This window comes from Flavobacterium piscis, assembly GCF_031457575.1.
Classification (GTDB): Bacteria; Bacteroidota; Bacteroidia; order Flavobacteriales; family Flavobacteriaceae; genus Flavobacterium; species Flavobacterium piscis_A.
The window spans coordinates 1-21,364 of the sequence record NZ_JAVDWQ010000019.1 but is presented as its reverse complement, the minus strand read 5'-3'; the positions used below and the strand labels follow the sequence as shown (position 1 = coordinate 21,364).

General features: G+C 33.3%; 9 protein-coding genes. All 9 read left to right on the top strand.

All coding sequences use genetic code 11. From position 1 onward, the window contains the following. Position 1: 1 nt before the first annotated feature. Positions 2 to 2,077: a fibronectin type III domain-containing protein gene (locus tag J2W48_RS19985; RefSeq protein ID WP_310283567.1), complete on the top strand. Its 2,076-nt coding sequence runs from the start codon at positions 2 to 4 to the stop codon at positions 2,075 to 2,077. A gap of 403 nt (positions 2,078 to 2,480) precedes the next feature. Continuing rightward, positions 2,481 to 2,900: a hypothetical protein gene (locus J2W48_RS19980; RefSeq protein ID WP_310283566.1), complete on the top strand. Its 420-nt coding sequence runs from the start codon at positions 2,481 to 2,483 to the stop codon at positions 2,898 to 2,900. A 4-nt stretch (positions 2,901 to 2,904) separates the two neighbouring features. Further along, entirely contained in the window at positions 2,905 to 3,309 is a 405-nt protein-coding gene (locus J2W48_RS19975; protein ID WP_310283564.1) for a hypothetical protein, read from the top strand. A gap of 5 nt (positions 3,310 to 3,314) precedes the next feature. Next, on the top strand, positions 3,315 to 4,649 hold the full coding sequence (locus J2W48_RS19970; protein WP_310283562.1) for a hypothetical protein: 1,335 nt from the start codon (positions 3,315 to 3,317) through the stop codon (positions 4,647 to 4,649). A gap of 58 nt (positions 4,650 to 4,707) precedes the next feature. After that, positions 4,708 to 6,075 (top strand): hypothetical protein, encoded by a 1,368-nt coding sequence (locus tag J2W48_RS19965; protein ID WP_310283561.1) that lies wholly within the window; start codon positions 4,708 to 4,710, stop codon positions 6,073 to 6,075. A gap of 19 nt (positions 6,076 to 6,094) precedes the next feature. Next, the gene (locus J2W48_RS19960; protein ID WP_310283560.1) at positions 6,095 to 12,655 is read left to right on the top strand and encodes a T9SS type A sorting domain-containing protein; all 6,561 of its coding nucleotides are present in this window, start codon (positions 6,095 to 6,097) and stop codon (positions 12,653 to 12,655) included. A gap of 89 nt (positions 12,656 to 12,744) precedes the next feature. Next, complete coding sequence (locus J2W48_RS19955; protein ID WP_310283559.1) at positions 12,745 to 15,198, top strand: TonB-dependent receptor; 2,454 nt, start codon at positions 12,745 to 12,747, stop codon at positions 15,196 to 15,198. A gap of 33 nt (positions 15,199 to 15,231) precedes the next feature. Next, on the top strand, positions 15,232 to 19,887 hold the full coding sequence (locus J2W48_RS19950) for a fibronectin type III domain-containing protein (RefSeq protein ID WP_310283558.1): 4,656 nt from the start codon (positions 15,232 to 15,234) through the stop codon (positions 19,885 to 19,887). Between the two features lie 2 nt (positions 19,888 to 19,889). Further along, positions 19,890 to 20,759 carry a hypothetical protein gene (locus tag J2W48_RS19945; RefSeq protein ID WP_310283557.1) on the top strand — a complete coding sequence of 290 codons (870 nt, stop codon included), beginning with the start codon at positions 19,890 to 19,892 and terminating at the stop codon, positions 20,757 to 20,759. The last annotated feature ends 605 nt before the right edge of the window (positions 20,760 to 21,364 follow it).

Here is a 21,364-nt window from a genome sequence, read left to right as displayed (position 1 = left end):
CATGAAATTCAATTTTTTAATTATATTATTTTTTATAATGGCTGTCAATTGTTTCTCCCAAGCTAAAACGGAAGAAACTATTACTGTTGAAAAAAAACCTGAAATACAAGTAATAGCAAGAGTACAAAAAGATAAAATATTGTTGCGTTGGGCTGTGACTAATCCAATTGCATGGAAAAAATTAAATAAGTATGGCTATATGCTGGAAAGATATACTGTGACCAGAGATGATAAAACTTTACCAAATCCTGAAAAATTAATTTTAACCCAAGCTTTAAAACCTGAACCTCTTGAAACATGGGAAAATTTTATTGAAAATAATGATAATGCTGCTATTATAGCTCAGGCAATTTATGGAGAAGACTTTGCTGTAGAGGGAGGTGATAACTTACAAAATATTGTAAATCTTTCTGAAGAAACTGAGCAACGATTTACATTTGCTTTATTTAGTGCCGACAAGGATTTTGAAATTGCAAAAAAAGCAGGTTTAGGTTTTGAAGATAAAACCGCAAAAATAAATGAAAAATATGCCTACAGGGTAATCTCAAACGTACCCGAAAACGAAATGAGTATTGATTATGGAGGGATTTTTGTGGGATTAAAAGAATATGAAGCCTTACCAAAACCAATGGACTTCACAGTTCACTTTACAGATAATAGCAGTATGCTAAGCTGGAATTTTAAAACATTAGCAAGGGTTTATGACAGCTATTATATAGAACGTTCGAATGATAAAAAAGCTTTTGAAAGAATTACAGATAAGCCCTACACCAGCTTAAATCAGGAAAACGAAAATAATAACCGTATTTTCTACATTGATTCTATTGCGAATAACAAACCTTACAGCTATAGAATACAAGGAATTTCTCCATTTGGGGAATTAAGTCCATACTCCGATATAGTTACCGGTAAAGGAACTTCCATATTAAAATTTGTACCTCATCTTACTGTTAAAGAATTTAAAGATGATACTACTGTTACATTATCATGGGAGTTTCCTGAAGAAGGTAATAACGAAATTACCGGATTTGAATTAAATCGCTCCGATAGCGATGATGAGAAGTATACAACTGTAGTAAAAAATATACCAGCAAAAAATCGTTCTGTAACCTATAATAAACTTTCTTCTACCAATTATTTTACACTTACAGCGATAGGAAAACAAGGAAGCAACAGGATTTCCTTCCCGATGCTCGTTCAGCCAGTTGATTCTATTCCACCTGCAAAACCTATTGGTTTAAAAGGTGTAATTGACAGTTTGGGAATAGTTAAAATAACCTGGAATCCTAACAAAGAAAAAGATTTACTGGGCTATCGTATTTATAAAGGAAATACAGCCGAAGAAGAATTCAGTCAATTAACAGTAAGCCCAAGTGAGTTAAACACTTATGAAGACAAAACAATTATTAAAAGCTTAAATCCAAAAGTTTATTATAAAATTATCGCTGTTGATTATCATTATAATATGTCTGCCTTCTCAGAGGTATTAATTCTTAAAAAACCAGATGTAATCCCTCCTACTTCACCTGTTTTTACAAATTTTGAAATAAAAGAGGGCTCCATTTTTCTGGAATGGGTAAACAGCCAAAATGAAGATGTTGCAAACCATCAGTTATACAGAAAGGAAAACGATCAAAAAGACTGGACACTTATACTGGACACAAAGAATAAGGAGGAAAAGTATCAAGACAAAACGGTTATTGAAGGCAATACCTACAGATATGCCATTTTTGCCAGGGACGAAAGTAACTTGACTTCTAACCCATCGCCTGAAGTAGCGATGTTTGTCCCTAAATATTCGGTAATGCCAGCTGTTAAAGGATTTTTTGCACAGGCTAATAAAACTACCAATACCATAGATTTATCATGGGAGTATAGTAATACTGATGTAGACAGTTTTGAAATTTACAAAGCTTCAGATACGGATCCTTTGCAATTGATTCAGGTACTTACAGGAAAAACAAAACGATTATCAGATCCTACAATTACAATTAATACAACATACAAATATGGCATCAGGGCGTTATTTAAGGATGGAAGAACTTCTAAAATGGATTTTTTCACTTTAAAATTTTAAGAATATGAAGAAAAAATATCTGCTCTTTTTTATTTTCTCATGGTTTAGTACTTTTAGTGAAGCAGATTTAACGTACACTGCCAATACTAATTTTGGAAACCACGCTTCTTGTCAATGGCTAAATCCTCAAGCTCAAACGAATCGCACTTGTCATTCAACTAAATATAATTCAACAAACTGGAAACCAACATAGAATATGAAGTAATTCCTATCTTTTAATTTTTATATCGACAATATAAAAACAGCAGTAGATATTACCAAGATTGCCCCATTACACTTTAGAATAAATGGGTTAATACAAATCAAACCGGTTATAAATTTTAAAATAACTAATAAAAATGGCTACATTAAGAAATAAAACATATAAAATTATAAAAAGAAAATCACTTTTTTTTTGTTTTTTATGACAAGTATTATTTTACATGGACAAACAAAATATGGAGTATTGGTAAAATCATCATTATCTCCATTTCTTGGTTGGGGTGGTAGTCATTCTGGGAATTTAAGTGTTAAAATGGGAATTAAAACAATTGCAAAAACCAGTAATACAAGTGATGTTGAGAAAGTTGAATACAATTTTTTTTATGTAACTGATAACCCTTCAGATATAAAATATACAAGTCGTACTGCTGGTAATCGAGATGATGCAGATTGTTCTTTGAATAAAACAACCTTATATAATCCTGAAACTTTTGATACTGATTCATTTTATGGATGTATTGGAGATTTTACCTTATTTGGAATTTATTTACCCCAACCTGCTGACTCTAAAAGATTTATAAATCAGACAATTAAAAATAACTGTATAGAAAAAACACTTTGATTATATGAAAAAAATTATACTATTATTTTTTGGATTTGTTTGCTGCTACATGTTTGGACAGGCTCCAACTTACACAATGAAATTAAGTTATCAGTCCCAAAACTTAAATGGATGTACACCCAACTTATGCTCAGGCTGCCAAAGAAAAGATAAATTTTGGAAAATGGGTAGTTATGTTGCTCCTTACAATCAAAATGGTTTTGCCAAAACTTTAGTGCAAGGTACTTATAGTAGTAATTTAAATATTGCAATAGAGGTCATTGAAGATACAGGAAGTTATAATTTTTATGCAGATGGTATTGCCGTTATTGCCGCAAAAAATCAAATTATTGGGTATTATTATATAGCTGGATTAATCCCAACGGCAACAAACATCATTAAAGTACTTGACACTAATTATTGCTTTTAAAAAATATGAAAAAATTGTTTTTATTCTTACTGTTAGGCTTTTGGCAAAATGGAATTGGTCAAGTAACTACTTATTCTATAAAAGTTAGTTTTTCTGGTCGATTTTACTGTGAATATAATAACTTCAACTGGAGATTATACAATGGTGCAAACCTAATAGGTGCAAACAGTGGTACAAGCGATACGCAGGAAAAAACATTTCCTAACGTAACCTCTTTCAATTCATTTAATTTTTCCTTAGATGCAAATACTTCTGTAGAACCTTGTTCATCAGCGCAAGATGAATGCATAAGAAATACAAGTGTTTCAAGTTCTTCAGCAGATTTAATAAAATATCCGCATTTACAATTAGGAGGCTGCGATTTTATGGTAGGAATTTCTGAATTTAAGCCTAATGTTACGATTAAAAATTTAGATACTAAAACACCTACAGAAATATGTTCAGGAACTCAACTTAGTTTGGCGGCATTTCCAGCAGGATTTCCTGATGAAGCTTATCATTGGCAATATTCTATAGACAACCAACTAACATGGATAGATGTCCCTCTTAAAATTAATGAAAAGACAACCAACAATATAGCAATAACTAATTTTCATATGGAAGAATTATTGGGAGTCAATTTTCAAAACTATCATGAAAAACAAATTTATTTCAGACTTGGTTATGAGAATAACAGAAATTTTACCGCTCCTCTATCTTTAAAATATTCATCTTGCGCCCCAACAATAAACAAGATTGATTATATAGGTCCAATTTGTTCTGGAGACAATGTGAATAATGTTACTGTAACTTTTAGCAGAAACTTGCTTGACGGAGAAGAAATACGATATTTTCAACTAAGAGCTGTAAACCCCAATACAGATATTCCGGTTGGGACGCCGGGCATATCTCTTCCTAGTTTTACTAATGATGATCCTAGGAATGGTTTGATCACAAAATTTGATGAAAAAATGACAGGCGTATTCAGCTACACCTTCAAAAATTTTAGTGGGCTAAATCCAAATGCTACTTATCAGGTACAATATCAAGCGTTTCAAAATAATTTGACAAGAGGAATTACTACTTCTCCTGTACAACAAAATTTTAGATACGAAGAACCTGAACCTCTAACTTTTAAAATTATAAAAGCAGATAACCCCAAATGTATCAATGATCCTGTAGAAATTTCTATAGCGGTAACGGGCGGTAATGATGAGTATAGATTTTATGTAGACGGAATTGAAAAGACAAACCCAAAACCTATAAAAGAAGCTGATGGCTATTATCATATAAAAGGATTAATCCCTACGGCAATAAACAATATTAAAGTAATGGATGCAAATGGCTGTATTGAAAAATAACTTTGATTATATGAAAAAAATTATACTCTTATTTTTTGTTTTTTGTTTTTCCAAAAGTTTGGGACAAGATCTCTATTATAAGATTGAAGTACTCCATTATAGCAGGGGTTCAAACAACTATGGTGGTGGGTCTAGTGTTAGTGGTTGTGATGAAAATACCTATGTCTGGAATTTAAGTGGACAAAATTATAATTCAGGTGATGTTTATTTCTCAAAAACCTTTCCAACTTTTAAAACTACTAATCTTACAATACCTGCAAGATTAAATTACACTTTAACTTCTAAAGGAAATTGTGACTGTGTACAAAATCAACCTACATCTGGTATTTGCACAAAAAATATAATTCAACAAATAAATGAAAATTCAAGTAGTTACAATGGATTTTTGAGCACAAATGATGGTATAAATAAAGGCATCGCTGGCGGATACGCTCTTGGTCCTAATCAAGGGCATCCATTTGGAATAATAATAATTCAAAAAATTACTCCCGTAGGTATTACGGTTAACAGAATACAAACCACACCCGTTTGTGCGGGCGAAGCTATTGAATTGCAGGCATTAGTTCCTAGCACAACACAAAACTTTCCCGATGTTGCTTACCACTGGCAATATTCCTTAGATAATGAAATAACCTGGATAGATGTACCAAATAAAATAGTAAACGGAGTGGCTATAAACGACACAAAGGTCTCTAATTTTACTATGTACGATATTTTAGGAGACGATCATATTAATTATTTTAGGGATATTTATTTTAGAATAGGATATTCAGGAAGGCCTTTTTCTGCTAATACTATAAAAATAAATTATTCCCCATGTGCCCCACTTGTAAGTAATGTTGATTATGTTGGTTCAAAATGCAACGGCGATGATATACAAAAACTAGAAGTTACTTTTGACAGGCCTTTGGATGCTTCAAGAGGAGAATCAATATATCAATTATATGTTAAGGAAACCGCAAACAATACTGCCCCAATTAAAACATTGCCAATGTTTTCTGTAATCGATATAACCTATCCAAACGATTCCAAAATTTATTCATATACCAACATGTCACAGTTTTCAAGTTTAGAAAGTAGTCGTGAATATGAAATAATATACCAGGCACAAGTTAACCACCCGCTTGATGCCTCAAAAAAAATACCAAAAGGAGTAATGGTTTCCGCAAAGAAATTTACTTATTACGAACCCGCCCCTTTAAAATTTGAAATAAAAAAAGCAACTAACCCATTATGTACTGATGAGACTGTAGAAATTGCAATTGATGTAAAAGGTGGAACGGAAAACTATAAGTTTTATGTAGACGGAATACTCACTACAGCAACAAAAAATCAAACTGATGGATTTTACTATATAAAAGGATTAACTCCTAAAGCAACAAATAATATAAAAGTGATAGACGCAAATAATTGCATTGAGCACTAATCATACTTAAAAATAGATTATGAAAAAACTTTTACTTACACTATTTCTTTTTATAAGCATATTGGGATATTCACAACAAGCAAATGTAGGCATTCTTGATAATGGTTCCAGAACTGTTACGTTTACTAATCCTGCCCCAATCGAGGTTGATGGAACACCTATAATTAAACCAGCAACAGGATTTAGTGTAGCAAATGGCGGTATAAACATTATATTTAAAGGTGGAACCGGGTCCTATACTTATATCTGGATTAAAGATTTACAACCATTTACCCCTACATCCTGGACTGCCCTGGAAGCAGGAAATTATACAATAACTGCAATAGATACCTCAATACCAACTGGCTGTTCAAGTCAACCTTATCTTTTTACAATTACTCAGCCAGACAAACTCGAAGTTTTTATTACCGGTAATACAATCTTATGTTATGGCAAAAATACCGGAACACTTTCAGAAGTAAAAACACAAGGAGGAACACTAGGATATACTTATGAATGGTTCAAAAAAGATGGTAGTAATACCTTTGTTACAACCAATTTTACCGGAAAAACTGTATCTGGCGGACTGTATGCAGGTGCTTACAAAGTAAAAGTAACAGACAATGCCTCTCCTGTGAATGCTGCATGGTCTGATGAATTTATAATAACCGAGCCTTCAGCTCCTATAACTGTAACAGAATCCCAAACAAATGTAAGCTGTAATGGTGGCAGTAATGGTACTATTTCCCTTACTATCAATGGAGGAACATCAGGATATTCAATCCTTTGGAACAATACAATTACAACTACCCATGTTGCTGGACAGCCTAACAGAACAGGATTACCAAAAGGAAGTTATTTTTATACAATAACTGATGCTAATGGATGTCAATATAGTAGTGCCAGCAATATACAAATTACTGAACCTGCTAAATTAACTATTACCTCAATAACCCAAACACAACCATCGGGAGTATCAATTAAAGATGGGAAAATAGTTATTAATGCCACTGGAGGAACAGGTCCGTATACATACTCTGTTATAAAAGATAATGTAACTACTAATTATAGTACCAGTACAATCACCAATTTAGAAAACGGTACTTATGAGGTCTTTGTAAGAGATGGTAACAATTGTACTTCTTCATCTTTAACAATAAAATTAGAGGCGCTTGCAATAACACTCGTTAATCAGGAAAATGTAAAATGTTTTGGAGAAAAAACCGGAAGTATCGTTATTAAAGCAAGCGGAGGTACACTCGCCAATAACTCCAATTATAAATATCAATGGTATAAGGATTCTAATATTATTACTAATGAAACGAATACAGAAATAAAACAAATCGGTACAGGAAATTATACCGTACAAATAACAGATGATAATAACATACCTCTTACCTCGTCTATCTATAATATTACAGAGCCTCCCGGAATTCTGGCAATAACAAGTAGTGCAATACAGCAACAAAATGTATCTTGTAACGCAGGAAATGACGGGGCTATAGCTATTACTGTTACAGGAGGAACACCCGGGTATACCTACTCATGGAATGATGGTTCTACAGCTAAAAACAGAACTAATTTAGTAGCCGGAGTTTATTCTGTTACCGTTACTGATGCTAATGGATGTACAAAAACTCTAAATAATATTACAATTTCAGAACCTTCAAAAATAAGCATTCCGGCTCCCTCAATAAAAGATGTTGCAATAAACGGGCAAAACACAGGTTCTGTAGTTTTTTCATCCAATCCTACAGGTGGTAATGGCGGTTATACATACAAATGGACATCGGGTACAAATACTAATTTTTCAGCAAATACCAGAGATTTAAATAATTTAACTGCAGGAACTTACCAATTAATAATTACAGATAACAAATCCTGCGAATCGACATTATATACTTTTACTGTTCAGGAAAAACATAAATTGATAGTTAATATAAATAAATCTGCCCCTATTAAATGTAATGGAGATTTAAATGGTGAATTAACCGCAGAAGTTACAGGAGGCGTAACTCCATATAAGTATATATGGAAAAAAAACGGACAGGTTTTATCCGGGGAAAATCAAAAAACAATTTCAAACCTGGGTTTTGGCAATTATAGCGTTTCTATAACAGATACTGCAAACCCGGAACCAACAGGCCCATATGCTCAAACTGAACAATTAAATTATAATTTAACGCAACCTGATAAATTAATTGTATCCCTAACAAAACAAACTAATGTTTTATGTTACGATGCAGAAACTGGTGCCATCGAAGTCACTATTGAAGGTGGAACTGCACCTTACACACAACAATGGACAAAAAACGGTGCAAATTATTCTACCCAAAAAGATTTAACTGATCTAAAAACAGGTTCCTATAATATTACTGTTACAGATGCATTAGGTCATAACTGTACCGCAACACTGGAACATCCTGTTGTAATTGCCCAGCCTGGCCAACCATTACAAATTACAAGTGTAATCAAAAATGATTTAACAGGTTTTGAAACCAATAATGGGAGTATAGCAGTTACTGTTTCCGGAGGAACACCGGCTTATAAATACGAATGGCGTAAAGATTCTTCTCCTGTTGTTATTGGTACAGCTTCTTCAATTAGCGGACTAAGTATTGGTACTTATCATTTGATTGTAAAGGATGCTAATAATTGTGCTCTTCCTGAAGTTGATTATAGTATTACTCAACCTGATAAGCTTGAAATTACAAATCTGGCTCAAACACCATTTACCAATATTATTTGTAATGGGGAATCAAATGCGGAATTTACAGCATCTGCTACCGGCGGTGTAAAAGAATATGATTTTGAATGGCTCAACACTACCACCGGTGTAAAATACAGTTCTATCGAAACTATAGATTCTGCAGATCCAGATGTAACTATATCAAAAGCCTCAAATCTGGGAGCTGGTGATTATGTTGTTTCTGTAAATGATGCAAAAAATAATATTTTGTTTGGTAGTAACACATTTACTATTGCACAACCTGAAAAATTAGCTTTCACTTATATAAAAGAAAATGTTTCCTGTCATGAAGGAAGCAATGGTACTATAAAACTAAATATTACCGGTGGAATAAAAGATACTGACATTTTAAATCCTTATACTATCTTTAGCAGTGGAGGAATAATCGATAATCAAAATGGTATCGTTTCAGGATTGACTGCAGGAACTTACATTATAAAAGTAAAAGATATCAATGGATGCCAAACTGATGAGCAAACAATTAAAATTAGCGAGCCTGAAAAATCAGTTTATGCAGAAAGTGAAATTATTACTCCAACCACTGGTTTTGGATTAGCTACAGGTAAAATTGCTATAACTGCTGCAGGTGGAACATCTCCATACAATTATCAATGGAAAAATAATTCAGGTTCAGTTGTTGGTACAGACAGCCCAACTTTAGCAAATGTTATTGCAGGTACTTATACTGTATTAATAACCGATGTTAAAGAATGTTCTTTTTTAAATAGTTACAGTATTGAAGAGCCTTCTAAACCTACACTAACTGCAACGCCTTTTCAATCAAAATGTAATGGTTTACTGGGATCACTAGAAGCTGTTGCAAATGGAGGTGCTGCTTTCAACCAAAATCAATCAGATAAAATATATACCTATAAATTAAAAAACCAAACAAGCGGAATCACAACTGCAATAACTGGAAATCTTGCCAGCTTTACCAATATCGCAGATGGTAATTATAGCCTTACCGCTACTGATGTGAGTGGAATTGATTCTAATACAATTGATGTGCAATTTATACAGCCTACGCCAATTGTAGTTTCTTTAGCTTCTAAATCCAATGTCAAATGTTTTGGAGATCAGGATGGAACGATTGCCATTGCTGTTTCTGGTGGAACTCCACTTTTTATAAATGAAATTCCTGAATATACCTATCAATGGAAGAAAAAAAATACTGCAACCAATAATTACGAAAACTTTGCACCAACATCATTGAATACCTTACCTGCAGGCACATACGCTGTTGAAGTTCGTGACGCAAATTATAATACTGGAAATGCTACTTATTGTATTGGTGTTTTAGAGAATATCGAAATTACACAACCTGCAGATTTTAGTTTTGACATCGATAAAATCACTTACACTAATCCTTCAGCAATAAATGGAAATGATGGAACCTTACATTTTGAAATTACAGGAGGAAAATCAAACTACGAATATAAGTTTTATACAAAAAATGCAACAGGTAATGAAATAGTTATAAATACGATTTCAAACAGCTCACTGAAAACCACAGACTTTAGCGGTTTGATTAAAGATCATTATTATATCTCTGCTAAAGATGATACAGGCTGTATAAAGTATGCTGATTTTGATTTTAGGGATAATCCGTTAACTATTAGTATTAGTCAAACTCAACAGATTAGTTGTTACGATGCTAATAATGGCGTTTTAAATGTAAATATAAATGGTGGTTTTGGTAGTAAAACAATTTCATGGTACCGAAACAATACCTTATTATCTAATGAAAAAAATGAAAATCTTTTAAATGTAAAACCGGGCACTTACTACGCTGTTATAAAAGACTCTAATAAAGTTGAAGTTACCAGTAATACGATTAATGTTGCCCAACCAGAGCCAGTACTATTTTCAATGACACAAGAACCTGTAAAATGTATTGGTGACAGTAATGGACAAATTACTTTGACTGCCTCGGGAGGAAACGGAAATTTCAGTTATCGCTATTTTTATAAAGGCACATTAATTGCTGACTGGCAAAATTTCTCAAATGGAGCAAACACAACTATTTCAGATTTAGCAGAAGGTGAATATACCATTCAGGTACAAGATACACAGCAATGTCAAAGTACGGATACCACTATAAAAGTTACATCACCAACGGTATTAACTATTAGTAATACCGTATCGGTTCCTGCTACCGGAAAAGGACTAAGCAACGGTTCAGTTGCCATTACTATCCAGGGAGGTAATGGCAGCTATACTTATAATTGGTTTAAAAGCGACAATACCAACATTAACCAAAATACAAATACTGCCGGAAATTTATCTGCCGGAAAATACTATGTAACTATTACAGATGCTAAAGGTTGTAACCTGACTTCTCCTTTATTGGAAATAACAGAACCACCTCTTTTAGAAACTGGTATTGCAGTTCAAAATGTCATTTTGTGTAATGGGGATAAAAACGGAAGCCTAAAACCAACCACTGTTGGTGGATTTTTGAAACCCGGAGATAATTATACCTACAAATGGTACGAAGATGGTAATACTACCCTATTAGCAACAACCTTAATTTTAAATAGTATTGCCAAAGGTTCTTACTATGTAATAGCTACCGATTCTAATGGCAATGTGGCAAAAAGCAAAAGTTTAGTTGTAACCGAACCTGCAATTCTAACCAATACATTATCCTCAGATTATACGCTATGTGGAGACGGGAATGATTGGACAATAAATGCAATGCCATCTGGAGGAACTTCTCCTTATAGTTATGTATGGAATACAGGAGTCAAAACAGCCAGCTTGCAAAACGTTCCGCCAGCAAATTACTCGGTATTAGTGACAGATAAACATGGCTGTAGCATTTCAAAAAATATTACAATAACAGCTCCAATTCATTTGGCTGCAGCCGAAAACATTACGATACCAACCTGTTATGGCGGTTCTGATGCTACAATTGAAGTTACTTCTTTCGGAGGAAAAGCACCTTATGCCTATCTATGGAATACGGGAGAAAAATCAAATATTCTGAAAAATGCGGCGGCGGGAGACTATTTCGTAACCATAACCGATAGTAAGGGTTGTATCATCAATCATAATTATAGTATTGTAAATCCTCCAAAAGATGTCATCAACCTTGGAGAAGATGTTACCTTATGTTTTGATCAGACCCTGACTATCAACGCAGCAATAGATGATGACAAAGCCACTTATTCATGGAAATCTGACAAAGGTTTCTCCAGCACTAAAGCGATGATCACCATTTCGGAACCTGCAAATTACACAGTAGTGGTAACCAATAAATTAGGTTGTGAAGCTACAGACACCATCAAGATATCAAGTCAAAATACCGCTATCAGTGCTGAGTTTGCTGTGTCCAGTCAGGTATTTAAAAATGAAAAAATAGTAATTGTAGATATCAGTAACCCAATTGCCGATGAGATCGAATGGATTTTGCCAGCTAACGCCACTATTATAACCAAAAACAAAGATTATGCTGAAATAAGTTTCAGTGAAATAGGGCAATATGAAATTACCCTGAACACTAAAAAAGGAGATTGCACCGCTTTTCAAACGAAACAAATATTAGTTACGGAAGGAGAATTTGAAGAAAACAATCCTGACGAAGCTAACATTCAGAAAAAATTTGATCTGAAAATTTATCCTAATCCATCACAGGGAATTTTTACGGTAGACATAACACTTGATAAAATTATGCCTGCACACGTTAAGGTTTACAATTTGAACAACAACCTGCTTATAGATTCTAAATCACAAGATGGTAAAGATAATTATCTGTTCAACTTTAGCTTAAGCGGACTTCCGGCAGGGCTTTATTTTGTATTGTTTGAATCACAGCAGGGAAGTAAATTGAGAAAAATAATCATTCAATAAAGAAGGTAATCTGTCTAATAAAATTTCAATTAATAATGAGAATCAAATCTGGACTAAACTTCAAAACTGATTTCCATAGAATATAAAGAATGATTTTAAAAAAAATACTTTTTAATACAACACTGCTCTTATTGAGTACTTTTGGTTTTTCGCAAAACTTTAATGTACAGGAATTAGGCAAAACCAAATTAGTAAACGTCAGTGGTGGTGCATCGGCCAATACTATTTTCTATTCCGGCAATGCTGAAAGAGATCCGTTTAGTTATTTTCTAAACGGAAACATCAACATCAATATAGCAGGACTATACAATTTGCCCTTTTCGTTTTCATACACCAATCAAAAATTTGGATATGGCAAGCCGGTATTGATGAATCGTCTGAGCATACATCCATCCTATAAATGGATTACAGCCCATATTGGAGATGTAAGCATGACTTTTTCTCCTTACACTCTTAGTGGTCATCAATTTTCCGGGGTTGGGGTTGATTTGACCCCTCAGGGAAATTTTAAAATCAGTGCGATGTTTGGCCGATTATTAAAAAGCAGTGAATTTGATTCTGCATACCCGGATATGGTACCTACCTATAAAAGATATGGATACGGTTTTAAAACATCATACGCTTTTGAGAAAGTAAACTTAGGGGTTACATTATTCAAAGCAAAAGACGAAGCAGGCTCATTATCAAATCCGATTCCTTTTGAGTTGGGTATATCGCCTAAAGAAAATGTGGCTGTAAGTTTTGAAACGAGTTTTGCCCTGCTGGGAAAATTACAGTTTTTTACGGAATATGCGAATAGTAGTATTACAGAAGATACCCGAACTACAAATAACGGAAAGGCAAAAGGAGTTGCATCATTTCTTTTGAATCAAAATAGTACCTCAACAAGTTATGATGCTTTTAAAGGCCAGCTTGCTTACCCTGCCGGAAAAGGAACCCTGGGTCTTGGTTACGAAAGAATCGATCCTAATTACAGGACATTAGGAGGCTATTATTTCAATAATGATTTAGAAAATATCACCGTTAATGCAACACAAAATATATTAAAGGATAAAGTTTCATTAGCTTTAAATCTGGGACTCCAAAAAGATAACCTGGAAAAACAGAAACAAAGCCAGATGAAACGACTGGTAACATCACTAAATGCTGATTTCAGGCCTAATGATAAATTAAACCTGAGTGTAAACTATTCTAATTTTCAATCTTACACCAATAGCCGAAACCAGTTTGACTACATCAATCAGGTCTCTAATTATGATTATTTGGATACGTTAAATTTCAGACAGGTAAACCAGAATGCGGCTTTAAACATAAATTATTTATTAAGGAATGACAAGCGCTTAAAGAAAGCTATAAGTGCCAACTTTTCTATGCAGGACGCCGTTAACCAACAACAGGGCCAAACCATAGCTGGAGGAGCTTCTACTTATTATAATTCTGCGGTTTCCTACAGTATTGGCTATCCGGAAAAAGATTTGAGTTTTAATGGTTCCTTAAATAATACCTATGGAAAAACTGATTCCGGAAAAAATATGATCTTCGGACCAACAATTGGGGCTTCCAAACTCTTTTTTGATAAAAAATTCACCGCCAATGCCTCCACAAGCTATAATACGAGTTACAATGATGGCGAGAAACAGAATGATATTTTTAATATAAGGCTTAACGGATCCTACATTTATCTTCAAAAGCATAATTTTAATATGGGTGTAATTTCGCTATTTAGCAATTCATCAGACCGGAAAAATAATGATCTGACCGCTACCCTCACCTATTCTTATTCATTTGATAAGATTAAAATGCGTCCGAAAAGAGAGCCTGTAACAGAAGAAGAAAAAGTAACCTCTGATCCTATTTTAAAAATAAATTTCAACGATAAGATTTTTGAAGGGACAAGAGATGAAATCATAGCACAACTAAAAGATTTACAACTTTCTATACATCCTTTACCAGCTGAAACAAATGCCAATTTAGAGCATCTGCTTACATTGGCGACATTAACACCGGATGAAAAAGAGTTAAAAGAAAAAGCTCTGGATTATCTGGACGCTTATTCTGCAGCGGCGAAAACGTTAGAAAAATACAACGGCTATTTCATCGAAGCTTCTCAAAAGCTGGAAAAAGAAATGAATCAAAAAGATGAAGGCTTGGAAAATGCCTATGTAATTGCTATTGGAAGGGTAAACAACCATAATTTACACGGCGTAAGTGAAACAGATATTACCAATAAGACAAGTTATAATTCGTATCTGAAATTGGCTGAAAGAAGCAACAGCAGCCGCAATCAGTTAAGAAATCACAGATGGATGCTGCGTGAAATGGCTGCAGTAGCTAAAACACCTTCAAAAGAAATTCAGCAAAACGAAAACGCAGCCGAATTCAGCAAACAAAATATTGACGAAGTTTTTAAATTGATCAAAGACAAAAAAAGTGCAGCCGAAATAGTGGATACCATCGAAATAAAAATAATTCCGTTTTATCATGATTTAGCTGTTAAAAACACAGCTGATGATGAAATCGATTTAAAACATATTCAAAAATAAAAATAGGCCGAAAGGTACTAAACCAACAAAATAATGGATAAATTTCAATTACCCGAAATGCTAAAAAAACTACACATTTACCTATTGCTGTTATGTTCTCTGATTGGACTTGGAGGCTATGCACAAACCTATCCTATTTCGATAACGACTCAAATCACACAGCCCTCGCCTATTTACCTTAGGAATTATGCGGATGCCACTACTGTCAACAGTCCGATAAAAATACAATTGGTACTAAACGATTTGACCATCTCGAATCGACAGGTAAAACTGAAAATTTATTTTCAGGGAAATAGTATTTCTTTCAGTACAAACGACTTTGTTGCAGGTGCACGTCCGTTGTATCTTGAAGGAGGTTTTCCGCTTCAGTTAACCAACGTTGATCTGGCTCCTTATTTTGAATATCAGAATCTGTTGGGTCTTAATCCAAATCAATATGCACAGCCTTTACCGGAAGGAATCTATAATATTTACGTAGAAGTGTACGATTTTGCTACAGGAAAAAAACTGTCTAATAAAACAGGTACAACTACTATTATTTTTCAAAATGAACCACCCTTTTTAAATCTTCCTCTGCATAATGCATCCATCATGCAGCAGAATATTCAAAATATCATTTTTAGCTGGACACCACGAAGCATTAATGTCAGCAATGTAGAATATGAATTTTCATTGGTAGAAATCTGGGATAAATACACTCCTGTTCAAAATGCATTTGCTTATTCTCCGCCCTTATATACAACGACAACAAGAGCAACTACCTTGCAATATGGCATCAGCGAACCTCAGCTGATCCCCGGTAAAAAATATGTCTGGCGCATCAAGGCAAAAGCAATTTTAGGAGCCGAAGAAATAGGAGTTTTTAAAAATAACGGTTACAGTGAAATTTTTTCCTTTGATTACGAAATTTTCTGTACTGCACCAATTGCCATAAAAACTTCAGGCGTTAGTGAAAATCAGGCAAAAATAAACTGGAGCGGTAACATCGATAATTATGATTATCAGGTAAATTACCGCGAAAAAAACGCCAATTCAGAATGGTATAAACTCGTTACACCAAGGGAAAACATAACGCTCAGTAATCTAAAACCAAATACCACTTACGAATATACAGTAGGTGCTTCCTGCGATGTTGGTAAATATATCCATAGTACAATTAAGGAATTCAACACAATTGCCAGGGACGAAATTGCTTTTGCGGGTTGTGGAATTCAACCGGATCCGAAGGATTTAGCAAATAAGACTCCGCTTCCGGAACTTTTCCCGAACGATGTGGTTACTGCGGGCGATTTTCCTATTGTAGTATTGCATAGTACAGGAAGCAATGGCAAATTTTCAGGAGATGGTTATGTAACACTGCCTTTCCTGGAAAAATTCAGGAAGCTGATTGATGCAGCCGATGCTTTAGGAGGTGAAAAGATTAATATTGGTCAATTCTCCCGTATCAGAATCACTTTCAACAATATTGGTGTCAATACTGATTTCAAATTGATTTCGGGTGAGATTATTGCCAGCTATGATCCTGATTGGAAAAACATTGCTGATTTAGATGGCGTGGTAAACGATGCATTCGGTGATGCGGGTAATGTTGTCAATCATCAATATGACTTATCTATAAAATCGGTTGTAAAAAACTCTGACGGCAGCATAACGGTGACGAGTACTACAGGAGTAACCTCTGTATTAGAGAAAACTGTAAATGATATTGTCATTACAGATAAAGACGGTAAACAATTTGCTGTTCCTGCCAATGCTCCCTCTGGAGATATCAAACAAACAGGACAACTGGCCCCAGGTGGAATCCCAACCCCTAAAAATACAAACGGAATGGGATCTGGTGGTAATGTTACTGAGATTTCTTCACCGGATGTTAATGTTATTTTTTCTAAAGGAGATGGAAAATATGCTTTTGATACAGCTCCAACAGCCGAAAATGGAAGTTTGGCCAAAACCTACCAAACAATACCGAAAAAAGGCGGTGGTACTTATAAAGTAAATTATAAAGCAATATCAGACAATCCTAACACTGATGTTGTAGTGGCAACAGTTGATTTCAAAAACGGAAAAACGAAGAAAGATCTTATCTTTAAAACTCAAAATGGTACAGCAATAGACAGTACTCAAATTGCATGGAAAGATAATGTTGTAACACTAACCCTAAAAAAGACGTTAGACTTTGCGAAAGAAACAATCATCGCAACGGTAAAACCGGCAACTCCAAAAGATCCGAAAGAAGCAACTGGTAAATATGACATCGCGGGAACAATTGATTTGTGGCATTTGACGAATAAAAAAGTGAATGTTACCTTGGTAAGTGTTAATAACGCAAAAATACCAAGCGATGCTCAATCTCAGTTAAATGCTATATATGAGCCTGCTGGAGTAACATTTAATGTTAGTACCGTAGATGTAACTTTAGACAACACTTGGGGCGAAAGTATTGAAACCAGTGAAAGTGGTTTACTAGCTACTTATACAAGTGAACAACAACTAATTACTACCAACTTAAAGCAAAAATTAGGCTCAGATTATAAAAAAGATACTTACTACATAATTTATACTGATGCTCCATCCAGTAAATCTAATATATTAGGTTTTATGCCATTGAAGCGTCAATATGGGTTTATTTTTAATAAAATTAATATTGTTCGCACATTAGCGCATGAATTAGGACATGGTGTTTTTGGTATAGAGCATCCTTTTACAGAATATAACACTTCTACAACAACTGATCTATTAATGGATTATGGAACTGGTGTTCTTTTAAGTCATAATGATTGGCAGGTTCTTCATGCGCCTGGATTGCAGTTGTATCCTTTTATTCAAGGGGATAGTGATGGGGAGGATAGAAAAGGTGATGGTATTGATTTACTTGGTAATATAATTGTTAATTTAAAGCAAAGTAGTGAAGAGCAGAAAAAATACTTTATTACAGGAACTTTATCAAAGGATCTACCATATCTAAGAGCTGGTTATGATGTTTATGAAATAAACGACGGAGTTGTATCTAATACGTCAACTTCTTATATTGCATTAATAGAAAAAAATAAAGTTTTATATAAGACAAAACAAGGTAAACTTTTCCCATTTGAAATTGAAACTGCTACCAATGGTATAGCTACAGTAAAAACTTTAGATGACAATAATACTTGTGTATTTAAATCACAAGAAATTACTTGGGAAAAACCAGCTACATCAAACACTTCAGAAATTTCTGAAAAAATTTCTAAAAAAATTAATGGATCAAACTGGAAATATCAAGAATTGTATAATTCAAATTGCCTTGAAAAATATTACAAAGAAAATCTAAACGCTAATTCTGCAAATTGTTTAGCCAGATCAGTTGCTCGTGCACAAAAAATTATCTCAGTTACAGACATTAATAGTATTGCTATTGGATTATATACTGGAGCTGTAGAATATGGGATATGTATGACAGAAGAGGACAAACTAATTTCTACAGATACTTATCTTACCAAATTCTCATATGGATTTGTAAATGAGTTTTTCCATACTATAGATCTTCACGCTATGGGTGAAACTATTAGTAAAGTTACAGTTGATCTTTTAATTAAAAATTTTAATTGTCTTATTGATAAAAGAGCATCTACATTAATGATCATTGGCCCAACAGAAGATCAATTAAATTATAATCTGAAATGTGCTGGTCCGATATCAATGGCTCCAGAAGATATTGAAAAATATAATAAAATGATTGATGCCGCTTGGAAATGGGCTAAAGCAAATTATACAAATCCATATGTACATGGTAAAGCTACATTTTTCATAGCTAGTATTGTTATTCCAATAATTGGAGAAGCAAAAATTCTTAAAACAGAATCAATTCTTTCAAAAATAAGTAAAACAGAACCTTATTATGATGATTTCGTAAGAATGTCAAAAGAGCTAAGCGGAAAGAATGTTGATGAAGCTATTGAAATATTGAGTAAAGAGAAAGTAGTTGTTTCTGAAACAGAAAATCTTGTTCTGGAAATTTTAAACAATTTAAAATCTAGAGGAATATCTACGGTAGATGCTGAAAATATAATGAAGCGAGCTAAAGAAATAGATGATGTTATCGGAAACAATCAAATGACTAATGTAATAAATAATTTAGCTAAAAAAACTAATTTCGAAAATCCAAAAGATATGATAAATTGGTTCAACAAGGGAATTATTCAATCTGATGGAACTGTTGTTTCAAAAGGAGAACCTGCAAAAGATTTATTAAATGAATTGGAAACGGGGTTGAGAGAGGCACAAGGAGGGTCTGAAGTTACAATATCTAAAATAGTAAATGGAGATGAAATAGATGTATTAAATATAACTCAGAAGAAGATAATTGAGTGTAAAAGAGTACGTACTGAAAATTATAAAAATGTTGAAGATCGATTGAATGACATAGTTAAAAAATTTACTATGGAAAGTAAACTAAATAACACTAATAAAGGTTTATATAAAAATCATGAAGGACAATTATTCATAGATAATGTATCTAATCCTTATTATAATATGAATAAAGATGAGTTTATTAATGCTTTAAAAAATGCTGATGGATTACCAAGTGGAACATTTCCAAAAATTGGAAACGATCCAGGTCAAATTCCAATTGAAAATATTAAAAAGATTCATACATTAACTGTAAAAAATGGTAAAGGTGAATTTATAATAACAAAAGAAATGTGGTAGTTATGAAAAAAGGTACAAAAATTAAAAGATCAAATGATTTCTGGTATTATTATGAAGATGGAGAGTACGGTAATTGGTATTTTGAATATGATAGAGCTATAGATTATAGCGACTATTATGATTACTATATAGATTGTTTCATTAAACTATCACAAAAGTATGGTATCCTGATACCATTTATAACTTTTAAAATTAAGGAATTTAGTGTGCAAAGTATTAAAGAATATGTAAAAGAGAAAGAACAAAAAGGTCAATTTGGTTTAATTTATTTATATGCTGCCTCTTATAATGATACAATAGACTCTACTTTAGTTTTATTTCCATCAAATTTGTATGTGTTTGAGAATAATAGTATCATACTAAAAACTATTACAAGTTTGGGTAATATTAATGCTATCGAAAATATGGAATGTGAAGGAAATCCTGTTGTTAAACTACTAGGAACTGGTCAACGTTCAAAAGCTAATTTGCCAGATACTCATATAGCATTAAGAACAGATGCTTTTTTTGAGTTGTTGAATAGTAATACTATTGAGAATGAGGATTTATATGCACAAGAAGATTTGATAAAATTTAAAGATGCATGTGCTAATGGCATAGATAATAGCGAGTTAGCTTATCTAAACACGCCAAGATTTAACAGTTTTTTGAGAGACATTAAAAAATTAAATAAATTCTGTGGAAGAAAATTGAAATTTGAAGGCTCTGACGAAAATGTTAATGACAATGGAATTTTGCTCGATGAACAAATTATTTATTATGAGGATATTTATAAATCATTACCAGACCCTTATAAATATAAAAAATTTGAAGAGATAGTAGTAAAAATTGATGATATCAATTATAAAAAATTCATAGAAAGTGAAATGTAATTTGATGGCTTGCCCTGAAATCTGAAACCCCCAGCTGGCGCAAGCATCTTACTCGTGAACACGAAGAAGGTCAAGTATCTAAATAAAAATGTAGAAACGGTTTATCGAAAGATATTTACTCCCGTTCCCCGAAGTGTTCCTCATGAAAAGCTGCGCAAATGTCTCTGACTTTGCGCAATTTTTAATGCTCTTGTGAATGGTAAATCTCTTAAAAGTCTCCTGACTTTTTACGAAGTATTCTTAAATAATAGTCGTTAGAATAAATTAGTTATTTTTATAAAAAGTTGAGATGAAAGAAAAATAGCTAATTATTCAAAAAGCCGATAATCCAATTGTTGATGTTTTGAATTCAAAATCATTTACAAGATATAATCAATATTAACCCCACTCGTCCTCGTGTGTCATCATATCTGGTGCTCGTTTGCAACGAGTACCTACCTAAAGTTAAAAAAGCAAATCGTAGCGTTTGCAACGCGGCTCACAAAAACAGGAGTATTTTTAAAAAAAATATTTTGAGTTACACACTTAATATCTGTTTTATGTCTTTTTGATATATCGGTTTGGCATTTACCATTCTTTCTATGGATTTATGAAAAATAGTTGTT

Bases quoted from the DNA above. Each gene is read 5' to 3' on its own strand.
- J2W48_RS19985 (WP_310283567.1), top strand. From the start codon at position 2: ATGAAATTCAATTTTTTAATTATATTATTTTTTATAATGGCTGTCAAT.
- J2W48_RS19955 (WP_310283559.1), top strand. From the start codon at position 12,745: ATGATTTTAAAAAAAATACTTTTTAATACAACACTGCTCTTATTGAGT.
- J2W48_RS19975 (WP_310283564.1), top strand. From the start codon at position 2,905: ATGAAAAAAATTATACTATTATTTTTTGGATTTGTTTGCTGCTACATG.
- J2W48_RS19980 (WP_310283566.1), top strand. From the start codon at position 2,481: ATGACAAGTATTATTTTACATGGACAAACAAAATATGGAGTATTGGTA.
- J2W48_RS19970 (WP_310283562.1), top strand. From the start codon at position 3,315: ATGAAAAAATTGTTTTTATTCTTACTGTTAGGCTTTTGGCAAAATGGA.
- J2W48_RS19950 (WP_310283558.1), top strand. From the start codon at position 15,232: ATGGATAAATTTCAATTACCCGAAATGCTAAAAAAACTACACATTTAC.
- J2W48_RS19945 (WP_310283557.1), top strand. From the start codon at position 19,890: ATGAAAAAAGGTACAAAAATTAAAAGATCAAATGATTTCTGGTATTAT.
- J2W48_RS19960 (WP_310283560.1), top strand. From the start codon at position 6,095: ATGAAAAAACTTTTACTTACACTATTTCTTTTTATAAGCATATTGGGA.